This window comes from Cupriavidus consociatus (assembly GCF_017814975.1).
GTDB classification, from domain to species: domain Bacteria; phylum Pseudomonadota; class Gammaproteobacteria; order Burkholderiales; family Burkholderiaceae; genus Cupriavidus; species Cupriavidus consociatus.
In genome coordinates this window covers 50,840-71,178 of record NZ_JAGIQA010000022.1, presented here as the reverse complement: position 1 = coordinate 71,178, position 20,339 = coordinate 50,840, and the positions used below count along the sequence as shown (strand labels likewise).

Sequence of the window (20,339 nt, the reverse complement as noted above, 5' to 3'; positions counted from 1 at the left end):
CTCGCCGAATCGGTTCAACCCTATAGGAGCCCCCCTTCCATGAAGACCATCTTGCGAACCGTTGCCGTCCTGGCATTGTCCGCCTCATCGCTGAATGCGTTCTCCCAATCCGTGCTGCATGTCTATGGCCCCGGTGGTCCCGCTCCAGCGATGAGGGAGGCTGCCGGGGCTTTCGAAAAACGGAGCGGTACACACGTCGAAGTCACGGCTGGACCGACGCCATCTTGGATTGAGCATGCGCGCGCCGACGCTGACCTAATCTTCAGCGGTTCGGAGACGATGATGTCAGACTTTGTCGTGGCGATGGGCGACCAACTAACGCAACAGTCGCCAGAACCTTTGTACCTGCGTCCGATGGCGATCCTCGTCCGCCCCGGTAATCCGCGCCAAATCCGCGGCTTGGCGGACTTGCTTAAGCCTGGTGTGAAAGTCCTGGTCGTCAATGGCGCGGGACAGAACGGTGTGTGGGAAGACGTGGCAGGCCGCCTTGGCGAGATCCGCACGGTCGCAGCGTTGCGTCGCAATATCGTGAGCTACGCAGGTAATAGCGCGATTGCCCGGCAGAGTTGGATTGCGCAGCCCGAGATCGACGCATGGCTCATCTGGAATATCTGGCAGGTCTCGAATCCGTCGCTTGCCGAGACTGTCCCAATCGAGCCGCGCTATGCAATCTACCGCGATACGGGCGTCGCCGTGACCAAACGCGGGGAAGCGAATCCGTCTTCCCGACAGTTCGTTGATTTCCTGCGTTCCAAAGCGGGTGCGGCAATCTTCGCCCGCTGGGGTTGGATTACCGGCGACCAAACTGGCAAGCAGTTGGCGAAGGATTGATCCGCACTAGCAATCCCCGGGGGCCTGACTCAGGCCATCTGGAATCGCGCGAATCGAGTGCCATCAAACCGGCTAGGTCGGCGGCGGGCTTCATCGAAGGCGACTCAGACTTTGCTCTGACGCCGGAACGCGGCCGTCCAAAGATGATGTGCGACGAGGTAAGCCTACCAACCTAGAGATTGGCTAAGGACAGAGGGAAAGTCGGCGCAGCGAGAGCATACTGCGCCATAGCACCCCGATGCTAGCGCGGAGCCACGGGGCGTGAGATTAGGAGGTCTCCGAACCACGCGCCCCATTCCTCTCTGCTGTGCTGCGTCTCGTCAATGGGGACGATGGAGAATCAGCCGGCAGGGGCCAAGAGCTGCCAAGAGGAGCCCTCGTGTTCGCCGCCTGCAGCTCAGCTTACATTCTTCAACTCAATCAACAGGTCTTTTGCCGAGACCCGCTCTCCTACCTTCACGTGTACTGCGACGATCTCGCAATCGCAGTCGGCCGGGATGTGAGTTTCCATCTTCATCGCCTCCAGCGCCAGCAGCGTCGTGCCAGCCGCGACTTTCTGCCCCGGCTGGACTGCCACGGTCACGATCGACCCTGGCATCGGCGCGGCGATATGCAGCGGATTATCGGGATCGGCAACGGTCCGGCTCTGACGTGTCGGACCGGCTTGCGCCGCGCTGCGCTGCTCGATCAGCGCCGTGCGGGATTGCCCGTTCAGCTCGAACTGGACCTTGATGTTACCCTCCTCGGCATCTGGATGCGTCCCCTGCAGGGAAACCATCAAAGTCTTGCCCGCCGCGATGTCGATGGCGACCTCTTCCTGCGGTTGCAGTCCATACAGGAAGGCCGGCGTCGGCAAAGCCGATGTATCGCTGAATGTCCGCACGTGTGCGTGGTAGGCGATCGCCTGCTTGGGGTACATCAGGTAGGAGGCGAGTTGCCGGTCGTCGATCGATTGTTCGCACACCGCTTCGGCCTCGGCGCGCGCCGCGTCGAGGTCAACTGCCGGGATCTGGTCGCCGGGCCGGTAGGGCGCGGGCGGCTCGCCGCGCACGACCTTGCGCGAGAGTTCCGCAGGGAAACCGTCAGGCGGGAAGCCGAGTTCGCCCTTGAACAGCGACACCACTGATTCGGGAAAGGCAATCTCCTTGGCCGGATCGCAGACATCGGCTGCGTTCATATCGTTGGCCACTATCATCAGTGCCATGTCGCCAACCACCTTGGACGTCGGCGTGACCTTCACGATGTCGCCGAACATTTCGTTGACATCGGCATATGCGCGCGACACCTCGGTCCAGCGATGCTCGATACCGAGCGAGCGCGCCTGCTCGCGCAGGTTCGTGTACTGGCCACCGGGCATTTCGTGGCGGAAGACATCGGCCGTGCCGGCGCGGATCTCCGATTCGAACGGTGCGTAGTAGCGACGCACGCCCTCCCAGTACATCGACGCCTCGTGCAGGCGGTCCAGGCTGAGTCCGGGGTCGCGCTCGCTGCCGGCCAGTGCCGCCGCGATGCTTGACAGGTTCGGTTGCGAGGTGAGCCCGCTCATCGCATCGAGCGCACCATCGACCGCATCGCAGCCGGCACCGATGGCGGCGAGCGCGGAGGCGGCCGAAATGCCGCTGGTGTCGTGGGTGTGGAAATGCACGGGAAGGCCCGTCTCTTCCTTGAGCGCCTTCACGAGCGCGGCGGCCGCTTGCGGACGGCAGATCCCCGCCATGTCCTTGATGCCCAGCACGTGCACACCTGCAGCCTGCAGCTCGCGCGCGATCCCGACGTAGTACTTCAGGTCGTACTTGGGACGGGAGCTGTCGAAAATGTCCCCGGTGTAGCAGATCGCGCCTTCGCACAGCGCGCCGCTCTCGCCCACGGCATCGATGGCCACGCGCATATTGCGCACCCAGTTCAGCGAATCGAACACGCGGAACACGTCCACCCCCGCGCTGGCGGCCTGGCGGACGAAGAACTTCACCACATTGTCCGCGTAGTTGGTGTAGCCGACCGCATTCGAGCCGCGCAGCAGCATCTGGAACAGGATGTTGGGCACCCGCTCGCGCAGTTGCTCAAGGCGCTGCCACGGGTCTTCCTTCAGGAAGCGCAGTGCCACGTCGAACGTCGCCCCGCCCCAGCACTCCATCGAGAACAGTTGTGTCAGTTCGCGGGCATAGAACGGCGCGATCGGCAGCATGTCCGCAGTGCGCATGCGCGTGGCGAACAGCGACTGGTGCGCATCGCGCATGGTCGTGTCGGTCAGCAGCACCCGCTTCTGCTCCAGCATCCAGCGGGAGAACTTCTGCGCGCCGAGTTCGCGCAACAGGTCGCGCGTGCCGGTCCGAAGCTCGCCGGCAGTATCCACCTTGGGCAGTACCGGGCTGGGCAACGGCAGCGGAGGCAACGAGCGGCCGTTGATTTCCGGATGCCCGTTGACGCACACATCACCGAGATAGCGCAGGAGCTTGGTGGCACGGTCCTGCCGCTTGGTGAAGGCCAGCAGTTCCGGCGTCTTGTCGATAAAGCGCGTGGTGACTTCGCCGGACCGGAAGGCCTGATGGTTGATGACGTTCTCAAGGAACTGCAGGTTGGACGCCACGCCCCGAATGCGGAATTCGCGCAGTGCACGGTCCATGCGCCGGATCGACTCGGGGGCGGTCGGCGCCCAGGTGGTGACCTTCACCAGCAGCGAATCGTAGTACGGCGTAATCACGGCACCACCGTAGGCCGTACCGGCGTCCAGGCGCACGCCAAAGCCCGCGGCGCTACGGTAGGCGGAGAGCCGACCATAGTCCGGCAAGAAGCCGTTCTCGGGGTCCTCGGTCGTGATCCGGCATTGCAGGGCATGCCCGTTCAGCGAGATCCCCGTCTGCTCCGGCACGCCGGCGGCGCGCATGACAATCTTGCCATCTGCATCGCGCGTGTTCTCGGTCATGCCGATATGGCCGCCCTCAGTGATGCGGATCTGCGCCTTGACGATATCGACACCCGTGACCATCTCGGTAACCGTGTGCTCGACCTGAATGCGCGGGTTGACTTCGATGAAATAGAACTGGCCCGAGTCCGCGTCCATCAAGAACTCGATCGTGCCGGCATGCGTGTAGCCAACCGCGCGCATCAGCCGCATCGCCGCATCGCACAGTGCTGCGCGGCCGGCATCGTCCAGATAAGGCGCCGGCGCGCGCTCCACCACCTTCTGGTTGCGCCGCTGCACGGTACAGTCGCGTTCGTACAGGTGCACCAGATTGCCGTGCGTATCGCCCAGCGCCTGCACTTCGACGTGGCGCGCATTGCGCACCAGTTTCTCGACATACACCTCGTCATTGCCGAACGCCGACAAGGCCTCGCGTCGCGCGGACGGCAGCAATATCTCGAGGTCCTGCTCGTTCTCCAGCACGCGCATGCCGCGCCCGCCTCCGCCCCAGCTTGCCTTGAGCATCAGCGGATAGCCGATGCCGGCCGCCAGGCTCTTGCACTCCTCGAGGTCGGCGGGCAGCGGATCGGTCGCGGGCATCACCGGCACACCAGCCTCGATCGCCGCATTGCGCGCCGTCACCTTGTTGCCCAGTTTGCGCATGACCTCCGGCGACGGACCGATCCAGCGGATCCCGGCGTCCATCACGGCTTGCGCGAATTCCGGGTTCTCCGAGAGAAAGCCATAGCCCGGGTGGATGGCATCCACCTTGGCCTGCCGCGCGATGCGCAGGATGTCGTCGATGTCGAGGTAGGCCGCCAACGGCTTCTTGCCCTCGCCAACCAGGTAGCTTTCGTCCGACTTGAAGCGATGGAGCGCCAGGCGGTCTTCCTTCGAATAGATCGCCACCGTCCGGATATTCATCTCGGCCGCGGCGCGCATCACGCGGATCGCGATCTCGGAGCGGTTGGCAATCAGCAGGGATTTGATTGGGGTGTAATTCATGTGGCGAAAAAAGAGAATCGGCCATACGCAAGCGGCACGGCAAGGTCGGGAGGTGGGCAGGCGACGCTATGGGCGGGCACCGGAGCTTCCGCCCGTTAGTGCGCTAACCTGAACGAACTGCTATTCGTGGAGCGAAAATGGAGTGTGCGAATCCATCCAGTCATGGTGACCCTTTGCGACTGCCCATGCCCAATGTGACCGCCGTGGAAGCGAGTCGGTGCGAGTGCCGTTCTCGCCGAGCGCCTGGCCAGCATGCAACTTGCTCCCCTCGGTGGCGGCCTCGCGCTCCGCGCCTGCTTCGATCTTTCCGTAGTACGTCACGTGCATTCCTCTTGTCGTTGATGTGCGAAGTCGGGGCCTTCCGACAGGAAGCCGTGGCCCGGCTGTATGCGTCGCGCCTTGCCTGCAGGGCGATGTGCCGGACTCCGTTGATGTCGAGCCAAGCGCCAGCGGCTGCTTCCCTCGCCAACCAGGTAGCTTCGTCCGCCATCGAAGCGATGGAGCGAGACGGTTGTCCGTTGAACACCTCGCCTCTATCCGAATCTTCATCTCCGCTGCCGAGCCGGAAAATGAGCCTCTTTGACAGCATGCTCCGAGTCGTGCGCACCCTCACAAACGGAAGGTAAGGAGAAAAAGAGTGTCGCGAAAGAGTTCATGATCGGCAAACAAGATGATCTTTATTGAATATAAAGAAATTCTTTCTTTTATGCTCCTGCAGAAGCAATGCAGCCACGGGCATCCCGCATGGTTTTTGAACTTCGCTCACAGGTGACTGAACAGATATTCACCAATCTTTGGGGCGAAACCGAATAGAACACCCGCAGTCGAAGGAGCTAGACTAAATGCACCGCGCGGTGCGTTATTATTCCATTGGTGGATTTAGCGACAAACGATGTCATGTCGTTAGAATCTGTGGAGAAACGCGTGCAGCGGTGATTCCGTGGTGTCTCCACGGCAATGTAGCAGGATGATGGGTGGGAAAATCAATATGAAAGTGGCTTACCTGGGGAATTTGGCGAGATCGCTGGTAGCGGAGGCGCTAGCTACACGTCGACGAAATGGTGGAATCCGCGGACCTCTACAAGGCAGTCGCGCGCGCTGATATCGTTGTTGCGGCGGTTCCATCGACTCCCGAGACGGTCGGCATGTTCGATCGGGATGCGTTCTCCCAGTGCAAGCACGATGTGTTGTTCATCAATGTGGCCAGGGAAATGTCGTCAATCAGGCTGATCTGGGGGGGCGCGCTTCAGTCCGGAAAGTTGGCAGGAGCCGGAGTAGATTGTCACGTATGTGGAGCCACTGCCGGCGGACGACTCATTCTGGTCGGCACCAAATCTGATCATCACTCCTCATGTCGCGGGCTTAGTGTCAGACCTGGTTCCCGCCAACATCAGAGATATCGTCGTAGACAATTTGCGCAGGCTCGCGAGTGGCGATAAGCTGGTTCGCCGAAGTTAAGGTGGGCTCACCTGGGGTGGGTGAACGGCGACAATGTCACCGTTCAACGGCCGCGGGTCAGTTAGCAGCCATGTGGTCATTTCACGATCGGGATGCCCATCTTCTCTAGCTGCCTCTTTTCTTGCTTTTGCTGTTCAACCATAAACTGGCGATATTCTTCAGGGCCTTTGTAGTTCGGGAACATGGCAAAATCATCCATGACGCGTTTCACTTCCGGCGTGTCCATGGCGGCGCGGAAGGCTACATCCAGTTTGGTGACGATCTTGGGATCCATGCCTTTGGGGCCAGCGATTCCCAACGGTGATTCAAATATCAGCGGGTAGCCAAGCTCTTTCAGCGTCGGGACTTCAGGCCACTGCTTGCTCCGTTGCTGGCTCCACACGACCAACAATCTGGCTTTTCCTGAGTCCAGAAGTGGCTTCCAATTGGCGGAGTTAGCCTGAAGTTGGGTGTGTCCACCCGCTACTGCGGTATTGGCCTCCGGGCCACCTTTGAACGGCACATGGTTAAACCGAACCTTGGCGAGAGCGCTGATTTGCTCCATGGCAAGATGCGGTGTTCCGTACTGGCCGGAAGAGGCGTAGGATACTTCATCGGGATGGGTCCTGGCGAATGCGACGACGTCGTTCCAGGACTTAAAGGGCGTCTGAGCGCCGGCGACGACGCCCATGGTATAGCCCATCAGGTTGGAGATGTAGGTGAAGTCCTTTATCGGATCCCATCGGGTCTTCTGCAGAAAAGGCTGCCTCACCAGCGGGACAGAGACTTGGGCAATGGTGTAGCCATCTGGCTTTGCATTGAGGGCCATAATGCCCGGTCCTAGCGTGCCTGTCACTCCAGGCTTGTTATCGATCACAAAGGGTTGGCCAAGCTTTTTACTAGCCGCGTCAGCGACAGCGCGCATGACGACGTCAGTATTGCTCCCGGCATTCCACGGAACGATCAGAGTAATGGGACGGTTGGGATATTCTTGTGCCTGCGCGATAAGTGGCGCCGTGTACAGGGCCAGCAGCGCCAATTTGCAGAAGAAGGGTTTCATGGTTTGTCTCCTGTTTACCGCGATGCGGTAGTTCGGGCTAATTTTTTTAGAGTCGTGAAGGAGCATGCATCTTAGGGAGGCAGCAAATCTCCCTACAGACTCATGCCCATGACGTCATCGCTTCTCAGAGGTAGGCGTTTCCTGCCTCGAAACGCGGTATAGCGGCTCGAGGAGAGGAAAATAGCTAACGGAGTTACGCGATGGTGTAAGCGAGATAGTCCTTCACAACCTCGTCATTGAGCTTCTGACCGAGGCCGGGCTCATCTGGAACTTGGAAGCGACCATTTTCTGGCTGATAGTCATTCACACATAGCTCTCGCACGCAGGACTTCAATGCGTAGGTGTGATGCTCATGAATCACGAAATTCGGGATCACGGCCTCAATATGCAGGGCGGCAGCGGTCGAAACAGGTCCCCCGCAAATATGAACTTGCACGGTGGCATCGTAGACATTGGCCATGTCGCAGATCTTCTTGCCCTCGGTGATGCCGCCGACTAAGCAGAGATCAGGCTGTACAACGGCCAGAGTGTGCTTCTCCAACAGTTCCCGGTAGCCCCACCGCGTATACGATCGCTCGCCGGTAGCGAGCGGAATCGACGTCTTGCTCGCAATCTTCTGGAAGTTCTTCGGGTTCAGTGGGTTCACCGGCTCCTCATAGTAGAAGATGTTGTAGGGCTCTATCGCATTGGCGAACTGAATGGCGGAGTTTGTTCCAAGCAGAGAGTGGATTTCGCAGATGATGTCTACGTTCGGTCCCACGGCTTCGCGAATTGCAGCGATACGCTCAACACCCATCTGCACGTCGTCGTGGCTCAGCAAGCCATAGTTTTTTTGGTTGATTTTGGTGACCCCTGTTTTCACGCCGTCAGGACCAATCTGTAACGGATCGACCTTGACGGAATCGTAGCCTTCCGCCATCGCGGCCCGAGCGCTGACCGCATACTGCTCCGGGGAGACGTTCTGCGAGTACACATCGCCCCAACCAAACTGCAACTGGCTAGCATAGGTACGGAGGTTGTCGTTCGTCTTGCCACCGAGAAGTTGGTAAATTGGTTGCCCCATCACTTGACCGCGGATATCCCACAACGCGATATCGATCGCGCTGATACCGCCATATACGACGGGGCCGCCACCGGCACCCCAGTAAGTTGTGCGGAAGAGGAGTTCCCAGATGGCTTCGACCTTCATCGGATCCTGGCCGATGATGAAGGGAGCGAAGTCACGAACGATTCCGACCGCTGCTTTGGCGCCAGCGCCATAAGCCAGCCCCACTTCGCCGATGCCGCTTACTCCTTCATCCGTATGGACGCGGATCAGCACGGGGTTGAACTTTGCCATGGAGGGGTCCTTGCGATTTACTTCGCAATCGAAAATCTCAACCTTCGTAATCTTCATGTCGTCTCCTGATAAACAGCGGCTTTCGCGGAAGCTAAAGTCATGGCTGCAATGTCAGGAATTTTAGGGATGAAGAGATGAGTCCTTCAATGAGGTGCTTGCCACGCTGGCATGCCAGGATCGGCGTTTTTACTTATTGACTGCATCCATCGGCAGCTAGCTTGGTAAGCAGAAAGGTGCGGTTGTACCGCCTGGCCGACGAAGCGGGAACCCGCCGCTCTACGCTAGCGGCAGGCGCAGCGAGCTTTCGCCGGCATTGATCTATCGGGAGGACCGTGGCAGGCTGACGTGCGCCCAGGCACAATTGGCTACAAGTCTGGCGTCGACATTGCGGCGGCGATGACGGAATACGGAAACGCTTGTGTCAACAGATGGGCACGAGCGGCCGAGCGGGTACGGTGAGCCAGTGAAGGCGCCCTGTGCTGGAGCGAGCACGCTAGCCACGAGCTGCGGCGTCGGGCGTTTCTTTGACACACGGCATCAGCCCTGCTCTTGCATTGTTGGCTATGCGATCGACAGGATCTAGGGCTAGCCCCATTTGAAGCAAATACGACTGTCTCGGACAGTCGCCCCGCTGGGGGCGCCATAGGCGTGTAGTCGCGTGGCGTAGTGGCAGATAAGTGCGAACCGACAGCCCCGCCCGTCATGGCAAGGGCCTCTGCGATGGCGCGTCAAAGGACTGCCTGTGTTGCTAAACAGGGTGATGATTTTAGAGTCTGGAGGCGCTATGATAGCGACTACGCTAAGTAGGGCTCGTGCTTGCTGTGAAAAACTCTTCCGAATATGTTCCTGAAGACGCTGGGAGGCGAGTTCGACTTCTCCAGTCTCGAGCTGTTGAAATACCGCGCGATGGGCATCCAACGACGAGCTAACGTGCGAGCCTGGGAAAGTGAGCTGGCTTCGCATGGCCCATATCTTGATGTCTATCGCTTCATAAGCGTCGGTCAAGTACGGGTTGTCAGCATAGGCGAAGGACAGGCGGTGGAACTCCCGGTCCAGTTGCTGAAACGCCCTGCGGTAGTTATCCCTGAGAGCTAGGGCTTCGGCCCTTTGAATGTTCTCCCGCATCGCTGCAATGAAGCGCTGTGGGGCCACAGACATCGCGAGATGAATTGCTGCACACTCCAGCAGAGCCCGTACCGCATTCAGATGGTCAAATTCGACTTCAGTTACCGTAAAGACAAAGGTACCAATTCGTGGACGGACTTGAACGAATCCCATGACAGCGAGGTTGTCCAGTGCACGACGCACGCGAGCCTTGCCTACGCGGAATCTCTGTGCAAGCTGATGCTCACTGATCTTGGCTCCTATCTCGAACTCCCCTTGCACGATCAATGCTTTAATTCTCTCTTGCAGTCTGAATTCTTCCTGCATGCTTTCAGTCTCGGGAGGGATGATCGGCTCCTTCTGCATTAGATGCATGGCCCATGCGTTGGCGCGGAGAGCTTGATTCTGAACGGAGCCCTACTCTCTGAAGTCACTTCTCGGGGTCGGGAACTTCCCCCCAGTCGAGCGCGACCGGGGAGCTTGCTTATCACTCAAGCCAAGTTCAGAGCCGCATTGAAGCTACCTTTCGAGCAGCTTGAACAGCGGCGCAACGATCAGCAGGAATCCGGTGAAGGCGACGAACACAACGCTAGCCGAGCGGAATTTCTTCAGCGACGGCACCCGTAGCACAAGGTAGCAGGGGATCAGGCACGACACGAGACCGAACGTCGGCGTCGTCCACTGCAGCAACGCCATAGAGGAGATGTTTGCCATGACCCAACCGGTTAGAAGAAGCGTGGAAGTAACTGCAACGCCTGCAGGGAGGAGACGATCGAACATAGGGCCGCGCGTGATGAAGCGGTCTACGATGTTGACGACGATACCTTTGACTGCGTCATGGAATCCCAAGTAGACCCCCAGGAATGCCGAGAGAATGGCGACAATGTTCAGCACAGTTGCAAGGATCTTGACCGTCTCCCCGGGGATGACCCGTGCAGCCAATGCAAGCGCCGAGATGTTCTGAGAGACCGCGTAACGGGCGTCTGCGGCGCTGATGGAGAACAGGAACGAGAACGCGAAGAACAGCACGCTCACTACAAGGATCATGTAGGCGTACTTGCTCGCACGCAGCGATCGATAGGTCGCAATCGCCCGGTCAGCCTCTACCTTCCGGAAGGCGACATTCATTGGATTCAGGATTTGAATGTAGACAATGGAGAATACCGCGAACGGAAGTGACACAAGAACGTCCCGTACAAATGACAGGATCCCGTCCGGTGCGGCCATGTTGACGTTCTCAATGTGCCAATATGGAACCATGGCGAGTCCCAGGAACACCACGATTGAAAGCTTAACAACGATCAGTGGTCCGGAAACTTTAAAGAGCATCTTTTCACCGCGTGAGGCAATCGCGACGAATACACCAATCAGAAGAAGCGGAAACCATCCGGTCGATGAAAGCGAGTGCTCCGTGACGTGAAAGACCTGGAGATAGGAAGAAACGTCATGGGTGATCGTCGTGGTATAAGCCAGCATCGCCTTAGTGAGCGTAAGGAAATAAACCACACTGAGCACGATACTCCAGTTCTTTCCGAGATATTCTGTAATGATGCCGGAGTAGTCTTTGCATTCATCACTTTCTGACAGGGAGCGAATATAGAGTTTTGAAAGGTAATGAACGGCCGGGTAACCAATTGCCAATGCCGCTGCGGAGGTCCAGAGTCCCTTTATTCCCATCTGCAATGGCATGAAGACAACGCCGGAACCAATCGCCATCCCAATGCACAGGACCACCCATCCGGCGTCGTATAAGGTGAATGGAATCCGTTCGGAAGATGCTCTATCAAGTGGAAGTGCCTTGTTGCCGGCAGTTGCCATGTTTCCTGCTGCGCTCTGCATTTGAATTTCCTACTGTGTGGGATGCCGAAACGTCGGTGTGCCATCCACGATAGAAGTATGAACTGCCGATATTATTCTTGATGGCCGTCTATGATTGCGGGGCCGCAGAGGAAGACCAACGAAGGAGGAGGAGAGGGTCCGGCTTAATGGCAACAATTTTACTTTTCAGAAAAGCGTGGCTCTATCCGTAATTGCCCTAGAGATTTATGATGATTCGTGGACGCAGTTGTGAATCCTCCTCACAAATCCATTCGAGTTCGACTGATTAGGAATCCTCTCGAAAAGCGCGATTGGAGTTTAGCTATAAAAATCGTTAAATGGTTGGATGGGCAGTGAGGATGGCAGATTATGACTACTTGTCTTGTGGTGTACCGGGAGTCACGCTAATCCGATGATGGAACATTGGTTAAGAGGGATGCCGCCTCCTGCAGCAACCATTCACGGAAGGCTGTGATCTTCGGTAGAGTCGCAGACTCTGTGCGGTAGACAATGTAGTAAGCCAATTCCGATGCCAACTCAACCGTGGGAAACAGCCGGGTCAGCCGACCAGCGGCCAAGTCGTCATGGGCCATGACACTCCGGGCGAGGGCAACGCCGTAACCGTCGACAGCGGCTTGCAATACAGCGGCGGAGTTGTTGATCTGCATCCCGCGGCTGGAGTCTACATTTGCGGCCCCAGCACGCTGAAGCCAATCGTCCCATGACGCGAACCCGATGTGAGCGTCTACGGATAAGTCGTGTATCAGAGCCTTCCCCGCGAGGTCGTGGGGCGCCTTCAGATCGCGATTCTTGGCGAGCCATCCTGGGGCGCAAACGGGGTAGATCTGCTCGTCCATCAGTTTTTCCGCTACAAGATCAGACCAGGAACCTCGCCCATAACGTACCCCAATATCAACGCCCTGGGCAGTGAAGTCGACCAGCTTGAGATTTGTGTCAAGGCGTACATCAGTTTCCGGATGCATGGCATGGAACCTGTCGAGGCGCGGTAATAGCCACTTTGCGGCAAATGCTGGGCTCACGGCGACTGTCAGCATCCCGGTTCTCGATTCCTCACGCAAGCGGCGTAGCCCGAGCGACAGGCGGTCGAATCCGGCCCGAATGTCCGGTAGCGCACGCTCTGCAGCTTCGGTTGCGACCAGGCGTGAGCGGCCGCGCGTTCCGCGGAGAAACAAGGGAGTGCCGAGCCACTCTTCGAGTGAGCGAACCAGTTGCCCAACTGCAGCAGGCGTCACGTTCAGCTCGGCTGCTGCGGCAGAAAAACTCTGGTGCCTTGCGCTCGCTTCGAACGCACGGAGCGCATTGAGAAAGACCGGTGTTTTCATAAAAGAAATTCTTTGCCATCTGTGGGCCAATATAGCAAATTCCTCAGGGTCTGAGGCAAAGAAGATTTTCTTTATATGTCTGGAAGAATATCTCGCTTGCGAGGCCGAACGCTGCTGCCTTTTAATATATGCGGATGCGTGAGGCGGGACGTGGAACGCGTGGCGCCCCTTCATCTCCACCGTCGGCCATCGGAAAGTGCCAGTGGATAGTTTTTCTTCTATTTGACGTTGTAGCCGAGGCTAGTCGGTCGCGCCGGACGGCGTCCTTTTCTGCCTGTGTAGGGAGGCACCGAAGTAGTCAGCGCGATCCTGGATCGTGGGGTGGTGGTGCCCTACGTGAGTGCGGAGGCGCTTGATAGGCGACGAGGCGACTGCGCGAACTCAATTGTCGGATGTAAATCACCTCACAAAGGAGAGTTGTCGTGATGATGGACTGGAATGCATATCGTAGCGAAGTGTCGAGCCGACTTGGCGAGTTTGCCGAGATGAGCCCTGACGTGGTTGGAGGGCTGAGGAAGATCGGCGGCAGTGCCGCGAAGACAGGACATCTCGAACCCAAGGTCCACGAACTGATCGCCCTGGCAGTTGCGGTGACGACTCGATGCGATGGCTGCATTGCGGCACATACGAAGGCGGCCGTGGAGTTTGGTGCATCGCGGGAAGAAATTGCCGAAGCGCTGGGCATGGCCGTTGCCCTGAATGCCGGAGCTGCGGCGGTGTACTCGGCACGCGTCCTTGATGCGCATGCCGCGCTGTCGAACAACAAATAACAGGCTAGGACGGCCGGTTCGAAGTAGGCGATACCGGCCGTCATTCAATCTTCGACCCGACCGCGGTCTGCGGTGGGCACAGAATCGGCTGGCAGTGACAATCGCTGCATTTCCCCCCAGACGGTGCATTCCCGGAGTCATATCCACGGAGCCTGGAACCCAGCGCACAAAGCCTCGCACTCAATAGGAAAAGATTTTCTTTCTTGCTAGGATAGAAAATACCTCGCGAGAAATCAATGCGTTAAAACTACAATAAAAATCAAGACGTAGCGAATGAGACAAGCGAGGGGTCGTGGCCTTAAAGCGCGATAGATTTTATTGTGTTTCCTCGGTAGTGACGTGAGCGTGAGTCCGTGTGCGGAAGACCCGCCGATAGGCTGACGATCCGTACGGCCTGCGGATCGCACGGACCGAATCAAGTGCAGGAAGCAGGGGCGGGAATACCGCCTTCAGCGCAGCAGTACATTTGCGAGCCGGCGCAAGCCTTCGTCCACAACACTGCGCGGGCAAGCCAAATTGATGCGCATGAATCCCTCGCCTTCGGTCCCGAATTTTGGTCCGTAGTCGAGCCAAAGGCGTCCGCTGCGGAGCAGAAAATCGTGCAGATCCGGCGGGCACATGTCGAGTTTGCGGAAGTCGATCCATGCGAGATACAGCGCATTCGTTGGCGTGACTTTCACCGGCAGGCCGAGCTTATCAACCTGCGCTGCGAAGTGTCGGTGATTGTCGCGCACATAGGCCAGCATGGCATCGACCCACGATTCTCCGTGCCGGTATGCGGCCTCGGCGGCGGCGGTTCCCATGGTGTTCGAATTCGACACGCCGTTCTTTTCACACTGCGCTTGATAAACCTGACGCAGTCGAGCATTGGGAATGAAGATGTTTGCGCACTGCAGGCCCGCGATATTGAATGTCTTGCTCGGTGCAGTGCAGACGATCGAATTCTCGGCCGCAGCGTGATCCAGCTTTGCAAAAGGGATGTGCCGTTGCCCATCTCCGAATACCAGGTCCTGATGGACTTCGTCGGACACGACCAGAATGCCGTGGCGCTCGCATATCGATGCCATCGCCATCAGTTCATCTCGTGTCCACACATTGCCCGTGGGGTTATGCGGATTGCAAAGGATGAACAACTTAGTGCCCGGAACAATGGCTGATTCAAAGACCTCAGGGTCAAAGCGGTACTTGCCAGTCTCGTCGAGACTGAGCGGCGCTCTTGCGACGCGCCGGCCGTTGATGATCACATCGTGATGGAAATGAATATACACAGGCGTCTGGATCAGCACATGATCACCGGGTTGCGTGAACGCCTGGATGACCATATTGAGCGCGCTGATGACTCCCGGGGACCGCGTAATCCATTCTGGCTTTGCGTGCCATCCAAAGCGTCGCGCTTGCCAGTCGACGACCGCTTCGAGATAGGCGTCCGGCGTAGCGCCGTATCCGAGCGCGCCCATTTCGATCTCGCGATGCAACGCGTTAGCAATTGGCTCAGCAACCCGGAAGTCCATGTCGGCAAGCCACATCGGCAGCGGATCGGCTGCGGCCTGCTCCGGGGTGAGACGTAGCTTACCGGCTACCCACTTGGCGGAGTTGGTATTGCGCCTGTCAATGATTTCATCGAAGTCAAACATTGTTCAATTGGGCAGGGAAGGATGGCTGGAACATGGATTCTGCCAATTTTTGCAAGTCGACATAAGCGCTGATATCTACAAACACCTATGAAGAAGTTTCACAGATGAATTGCTGAGTGGTTCTATCGTCGGAGATTCGTCCCGCTTCTTGTTTGTGCTGTGGCGTTCGGGAGGCTTTCTGTTTTTACCATTAGTTTTGTAATGCTGGCTTTTGAAATAGACCGATAGTTATGAAGAATTTTGCATCCTTGACGCAGATCAACGTGTTTCTTCGAATCGCCGAACTCGGTAGCTTGTCTGCTGCTGCGAAAGAGCTGAACTTATCGCCTTCTGCCGTCAGTAAAAGCCTGGCCCAACTGGAGGAGCGCCTCGGAGTCCTTCTTGTCAAGCGTACTACGCGAAGTCTGACACTGACAGATAGCGGTCGAATCATCGTCCAGCGCGCGAACGACATCTTGTCCGATCTCGAGACCACAATGGACGCGGCCCGACAAATAAGGAATCCGGAAGGAAACCTTCGGATCACCTGCTCAATGGCGTTCGGGTCGAAGCAGCTTACTCCAATAGTTGGACGCTACTTGGATGACCAACCGAAAGTGAGTGCGTCCATTGCATTGGATGACAGGCTGTCGAACCTCGCTGAGGAGAATTATGACTTGGCGGTACGAATCACCAGCAGGACGGATTGCGGCTACGCGGCTCGAAAGCTGGCAACGATCCATTGGGTCTACTGTGCAGCGCCAGGCTATCTCGATGCGCATGAGTCAATCCATGAACCGGCGGACCTCGTGCAGCATAGATGCCTGGTTTACCCGGCGATGACCTTGAATGGTGCATGGTCCTTCCTTGGGGAAAGGGACACCAAGCAGATCGCCATCAAGACGGCGTTGGAATCCAACTCAAGCATGGCTTTGCGTGAAGCCGCCATCCATGGACAGGGCGTCGCCTGTTTGCCGACCTACTTGGTTTCCTCCGACATCATTCAAGGCGCACTTATGATCGTCGTTCCCCAGTATCGCTCGGCCATTGCTCATACGTTGTATGCCATGTACTACCGATCGAAGTACGCAAATGCGCTGGTACGAAGCTTCATTGACTTCGTCGTCGACGACATTGGACGGATGCCTCCATGGGATCGGGCGTTACGTGAGGCCGTTGACCTTCCGCGATTCTGCGATGAGATGGCATAAACGTGCCGCCGGAACGCTATTGAGCAGACGGGGATGTAGGCTCTCGTCGCATGAAGCGCGCCGGACCCGTGAGCGCCTTCGTGTTGTTGCATCACTGAGTGGCTGCTTTGCGGATCACCGGCCGGAAGCTCGCCGTTGGGTCCGAGTAGGATTTGTGAAAAAAACTCTTGACTGAGGCGCGGAAAAGTCAATTGTGTTGAAAATCGTAGGCGGGGATACTCCGGCTTACTGCTCGGTTCGCTCCGATAGCGACGGGCAGTCCGACCAACTCCCGGAGTCGAGCTGAAGCGTGAAGTCCCACTGTTGTCGCGTGACGCTTCAGCTACAAGGAATGGTGGAAGTACCCATAACCATAAAAGAGTTGCCCTTGCCAATGGGCGAAGAAATGATTTTCCAGGATCTATTCAGAAATAGAGTCAAAGCTTTCAAGCGGTGATTACGAGCAAACGTCATTGTTTTGATTGCGATCATTTGGTTATTTGGCAGATACATAAAATAAAATAAAAGGCACGTCGAAGGCCTTCAGTTGCTTCACCTAATCGAGGATGAGACATTATGTTGAAAAAGATTTGTGGCCTTGCGTTGATCACCACGGCGTCCGCGCTCCTGGCTTCCCCGGCTCACGCGGGCAAGACGCTGGATGCGGTCAAACAGCGCGGTCAACTTAGTTGCGGGGTCGGCAATACGGTCGGCATGTCGGCTGCCGACAGCCAGGGCAACTGGAGTGGCTTGGATGTCGATCTTTGCCGCGCTGTTGCAGCAGCGGTTCTCGGCGACCCGAAGAAGGTCCGATGGGTCCCTCTGACCACTGAGCAGCGATTCACCGCATTGCAGTCCGGCGAGGTCGATATCCTGTCGCGCGAAACCACCTGGACGCTGTCGCGCGACGCATCGCTGGGCGTGCAGTTCACGGGTGTGAACTACTACGACGGACAGGGTTTCATGGTTCCCGCAAAAAGTGGAATCACCAGCCCCCAACAACTGAAAGGTGCGACCGTCTGCACCAGTAGCGGCACCACGACCGAGAAGAATCTCACGGACTTTTCGCGCGCTCACGGGCTGAAGATCAAGCCTGTGGTGTTCGAGAAGGCTGAGGCCGTGTCCGGCGCCTATTTTTCCGGCCGATGCGATGCCTTTACGTCGGACGCCACGAACCTGGCGGCGATCCGCAAGGTAGAGGCCAAGAATCCCGCTGACCACGTAATCCTCCCACAGTTGATTTCCAAGGAGCCGATTTCTGCGGCGGTCCGTCGAGGTGATGACGAGTGGGCATCGATCGTCAGGTGGGTCAACTTCGGCTTGATCGAAGCTGAAGAGTACGGCATTACGCAAGCAAACGTCGACAAGATGCTCGCTCAGAGCGATAGCCCCGTGGTCCTGCGAATCCTTGGCAAGACCGAGGACACCGGTAAGCTGCTCGGGTTGAATAGGGACTGGATGGCCAAGGCGATCAAGGCAGTGGGCAATTATGGCGAGATCTACGAACGAAATCTGGGCGCAAAAACGCCCCTGAACGTGCCGCGTGGCCTTAATAACTTGTGGAACAAGGGGGGCATCATGTTCGCGCCCCCGATCCGCTAAGTACAAGCGAAAGCAAGAGAGGAGAAGGCGCGGTGACAGGTGCAGCTCAACTCAATCGACGCCATTGGTGGCGTTCACAGGCGATGCGGGGCCTGTTCTACCAAGTCCTGCTTCTCTCGCTCTGCGTGGCGGGTATCTGGTACCTCGCGCACAACACGTTGGCTAACATGGCCGCGCGCGGTATCCAGAGCGGCTGGGGGTTCTTGGACCAGCCAGCGGGGTTCGACATCAGCGAATCCATCATTCCGTACGATGCTCTCGACCCATACTGGGAGGCGTTCCTTGTCGGGATTCTGAACACGCTGCGCGTGGCGGTCATCGGCATCGTTGCGGCCACGGTACTCGGGACGTTGCTTGCGCTAGGCAGGCTATCGCAGAATGCGCTTCTGCGTGGCTTCTCCTACGGGTACGTCGAGGTGTTTCGGAACATACCACTTCTGTTGCAGCTTCTCACGTGGTACCTGCTGATTACGGAGCTGCTGCCGGGCGCTCGGGATGCCATCTCCTTTGGGGGGGGCGCATGGCTCAGCAAAGGCGGCCTGGCTTTTCCGATTCCCGATTGGGCGCCCGGACATGCGATCGCGGGTGGTGCCGCGCTGCTCGGGCTCATCGTCGTCTGGTGGTATCGACGACGAGCGCGTCAGGCCTTTGAAGCCACAGGCAGGTTGCGAAGCATGTTTTGGGTGCCGGCACTTATCGTCATCGTGGCAGCGCTGATCGGATGGCTGGCGGGCGGAGCCCCTTCTGCATGGAGTGTTCCCACGAAGCAGGGCTTCGCGATGGAAGGTGGTGCGGTGGTGAGCCCGGAGTTCCTGGCTGTGCTCATGGGGCTGGTTCTCTACACAGCGGCCTTTGTGTCTGAAGTTGTGCGTTCCGGCCTCAAGTCGGTCGCTCACGGGCAGATCGAAGCCGCCTCGAGCTTGGGGCTTTCGCGGGGTCAAGCCATCCGGCTCGTGATGATGCCGCAGGCCATGCGAGTGATCATCCCGCCGATGACCAGCACCTTCTTGGCTCTGACGAAGAACTCCTCTCTGGCCGTAGTCGTCGGCTATCCCGACATCGTTTCAATTGCCACGACGTCGCTGAACCAGACGGGACGGGCTGTGGAGTGCATCTTGGTCGTCATGATGGTGTACTTGGTCCTCTCCCTGGCAACTGCCGCTTTCATGAATTGGTACAACGGCCGCGTCGCCCTCCAGGAGCGTTGAGATGTCTATCACTGTTTCCGACGAGTTTTGTCCGATCGACCCACGTCCCGCGCCGATTAAGACCGAGGGTCTGATGGCATGGGTTCGACTGAACCTTTTCAGTAGTGTCTGGAACGGCCTCGCAACCCTCATCGCGCTGGCCTTTCTGGTCCGCGCCGGGGCTGCCTTGCTGGATTGGGGCTTGCTCCGTGCGGTCTTCGCGGCTGACGCCGAGCAGTGCCATGCATTGCGTGGCACCGGGGCGTGCTGGGGCGTGGTGACGGAGAAGTTCCGCTTCATCGTATTTGGCCGCTATCCGTTCGACGAGCAATGGCGCCCCCTTATCGCCACTGTGCTGTTGGTCGGCATGCTGGTGCTCAGCGGGATCCGTGCATTCTGGAAGCGCTGGTTGGTCGCCCTGTGGGTCGTGGTCATTCCGTTGTTCTTCATCCTGATGCGCGGCAACGTCTTGGGCCTATCCCACGTGACGACGGACTTGTGGGGCGGGCTGCCGCTCACCATCCTGCTGGCGAGCTTCGGCATCATTCTGGCTTGCCCGCTGGCCGTCGTGGTCGCGCTGGGACGTCGTTCGAAGCTGCCGGCCATCCGGTCGGTCTGCGTTATCTACGTGGAGCTGATCCGTGGTGTGCCGTTGATTTCGGTGCTCTTCATGGCTTCGTTTATGTTCCCGCTGTTCCTGCCACCAGGCACTTCTCCGGACGTACTGGTGCGGGTGTTGGCCGGGATCACGCTGTTCTCTGCCGCCTACCTCGCGGAAGTAGTCCGTGCCGGCTTGCAGGCGGTGCCTAAAGGGCAAGTCGAAGCGGCACAAACTCTCGGCCTCACTTACTGGCAGACACAACGCAAGATCGTCCTCCCGCAGGCGCTGGCGATGGTCGTTCCGAGCATCGTGAACATCTTCATCGGCATCTTCAAGGACACCTCCCTGGTGACGATTGTCTCGCTGTACGAGTTGACGGGATCCCTGAGCCTTGCGCTGAACTCGGATGTGAACTGGCGCCCGTACAAGATCGAAGGCTACCTGTTTATCGCGTTCCTCTACTTCATTTTTTGCTTCTCGATGTCCCGCTACAGCCTGCGGGTGGAGAAGCACGCCACGCGCAGCAAGGTGCGCTGA

The 20,339-nt window shown here is 58.0% G+C and carries 14 protein-coding genes; 7 read left to right on the top strand and 7 right to left on the bottom strand.

What is annotated here, in order from left to right; all coding sequences use genetic code 11:
* Positions 1-39: 39 nt before the first annotated feature.
* On the top strand, positions 40-831 hold the full coding sequence (locus J8I82_RS26160) for a substrate-binding domain-containing protein (protein WP_209761747.1): 792 nt from the start codon (positions 40-42) through the stop codon (positions 829-831).
* Between the two features lie 397 nt (positions 832-1,228).
* Here the strand turns inward: J8I82_RS26160 and J8I82_RS26155 are convergent, their stop codons facing one another.
* Positions 1,229-4,738 (bottom strand): pyruvate carboxylase, encoded by a 3,510-nt coding sequence (locus tag J8I82_RS26155; protein ID WP_209761746.1) that lies wholly within the window; start codon positions 4,736-4,738, stop codon positions 1,229-1,231.
* A gap of 1,058 nt (positions 4,739-5,796) precedes the next feature.
* Between J8I82_RS26155 and J8I82_RS39675 the strand changes: the two genes are divergently transcribed.
* Complete coding sequence (locus tag J8I82_RS39675; RefSeq protein WP_209761745.1) at positions 5,797-6,177, top strand: NAD(P)-dependent oxidoreductase; 381 nt, start codon at positions 5,797-5,799, stop codon at positions 6,175-6,177.
* 95 nt (positions 6,178-6,272) lie between these two features.
* On the opposite strand, the gene J8I82_RS26145 is transcribed toward J8I82_RS39675, so the two are convergent.
* The 5 genes from J8I82_RS26145 to gcvA form a co-directional block, all read right to left on the bottom strand.
* Positions 6,273-7,235 carry a tripartite tricarboxylate transporter substrate binding protein gene (locus tag J8I82_RS26145; protein ID WP_209761744.1) on the bottom strand — a complete coding sequence of 321 codons (963 nt, stop codon included), beginning with the start codon at positions 7,233-7,235 and terminating at the stop codon, positions 6,273-6,275.
* 193 nt (positions 7,236-7,428) lie between these two features.
* The gene (locus J8I82_RS26140; protein WP_209761743.1) at positions 7,429-8,631 is read right to left on the bottom strand and encodes a mandelate racemase/muconate lactonizing enzyme family protein; all 1,203 of its coding nucleotides are present in this window, start codon (positions 8,629-8,631) and stop codon (positions 7,429-7,431) included.
* Positions 8,632-9,159: 528 nt separating this feature from the next.
* Complete coding sequence (locus J8I82_RS26135) at positions 9,160-10,005, bottom strand: GntR family transcriptional regulator (protein WP_209761742.1); 846 nt, start codon at positions 10,003-10,005, stop codon at positions 9,160-9,162.
* A 192-nt stretch (positions 10,006-10,197) separates the two neighbouring features.
* Positions 10,198-11,517, bottom strand: coding sequence for an amino acid permease (locus J8I82_RS26130; protein WP_209761741.1), 1,320 nt, complete (start codon positions 11,515-11,517; stop codon positions 10,198-10,200).
* Between the two features lie 383 nt (positions 11,518-11,900).
* Positions 11,901-12,839 (bottom strand): transcriptional regulator GcvA, encoded by a 939-nt coding sequence (gcvA, locus tag J8I82_RS26125; protein WP_209761740.1) that lies wholly within the window; start codon positions 12,837-12,839, stop codon positions 11,901-11,903.
* 422 nt (positions 12,840-13,261) lie between these two features.
* Here gcvA and J8I82_RS26120 point away from each other — a divergent pair, with 422 nt between their 5' ends.
* The gene (locus J8I82_RS26120; protein ID WP_209761739.1) at positions 13,262-13,609 is read left to right on the top strand and encodes a carboxymuconolactone decarboxylase family protein; all 348 of its coding nucleotides are present in this window, start codon (positions 13,262-13,264) and stop codon (positions 13,607-13,609) included.
* 449 nt (positions 13,610-14,058) lie between these two features.
* On the opposite strand, the gene J8I82_RS26115 is transcribed toward J8I82_RS26120, so the two are convergent.
* Positions 14,059-15,243 (bottom strand): MalY/PatB family protein, encoded by a 1,185-nt coding sequence (locus J8I82_RS26115; protein ID WP_209761738.1) that lies wholly within the window; start codon positions 15,241-15,243, stop codon positions 14,059-14,061.
* 230 nt (positions 15,244-15,473) lie between these two features.
* On the opposite strand from J8I82_RS26115, the gene J8I82_RS26110 reads away from it, so the two are divergent.
* The 4 genes from J8I82_RS26110 to J8I82_RS26095 all read left to right on the top strand — a co-directional run bounded on the left by J8I82_RS26110 (position 15,474) and on the right by J8I82_RS26095 (position 20,339).
* Entirely contained in the window at positions 15,474-16,433 is a 960-nt protein-coding gene (locus J8I82_RS26110) for a LysR family transcriptional regulator (protein ID WP_209761737.1), read from the top strand.
* Positions 16,434-16,988: 555 nt separating this feature from the next.
* Positions 16,989-18,014: an amino acid ABC transporter substrate-binding protein gene (locus tag J8I82_RS26105; protein ID WP_209761736.1), complete on the top strand. Its 1,026-nt coding sequence runs from the start codon at positions 16,989-16,991 to the stop codon at positions 18,012-18,014.
* A 32-nt stretch (positions 18,015-18,046) separates the two neighbouring features.
* Entirely contained in the window at positions 18,047-19,222 is a 1,176-nt protein-coding gene (locus J8I82_RS26100) for an amino acid ABC transporter permease (protein ID WP_284183159.1), read from the top strand.
* A gap of 1 nt (position 19,223) precedes the next feature.
* Positions 19,224-20,339, top strand: a complete 1,116-nt coding sequence (locus tag J8I82_RS26095; RefSeq protein ID WP_209761735.1) for an amino acid ABC transporter permease — start codon at positions 19,224-19,226, stop codon at positions 20,337-20,339.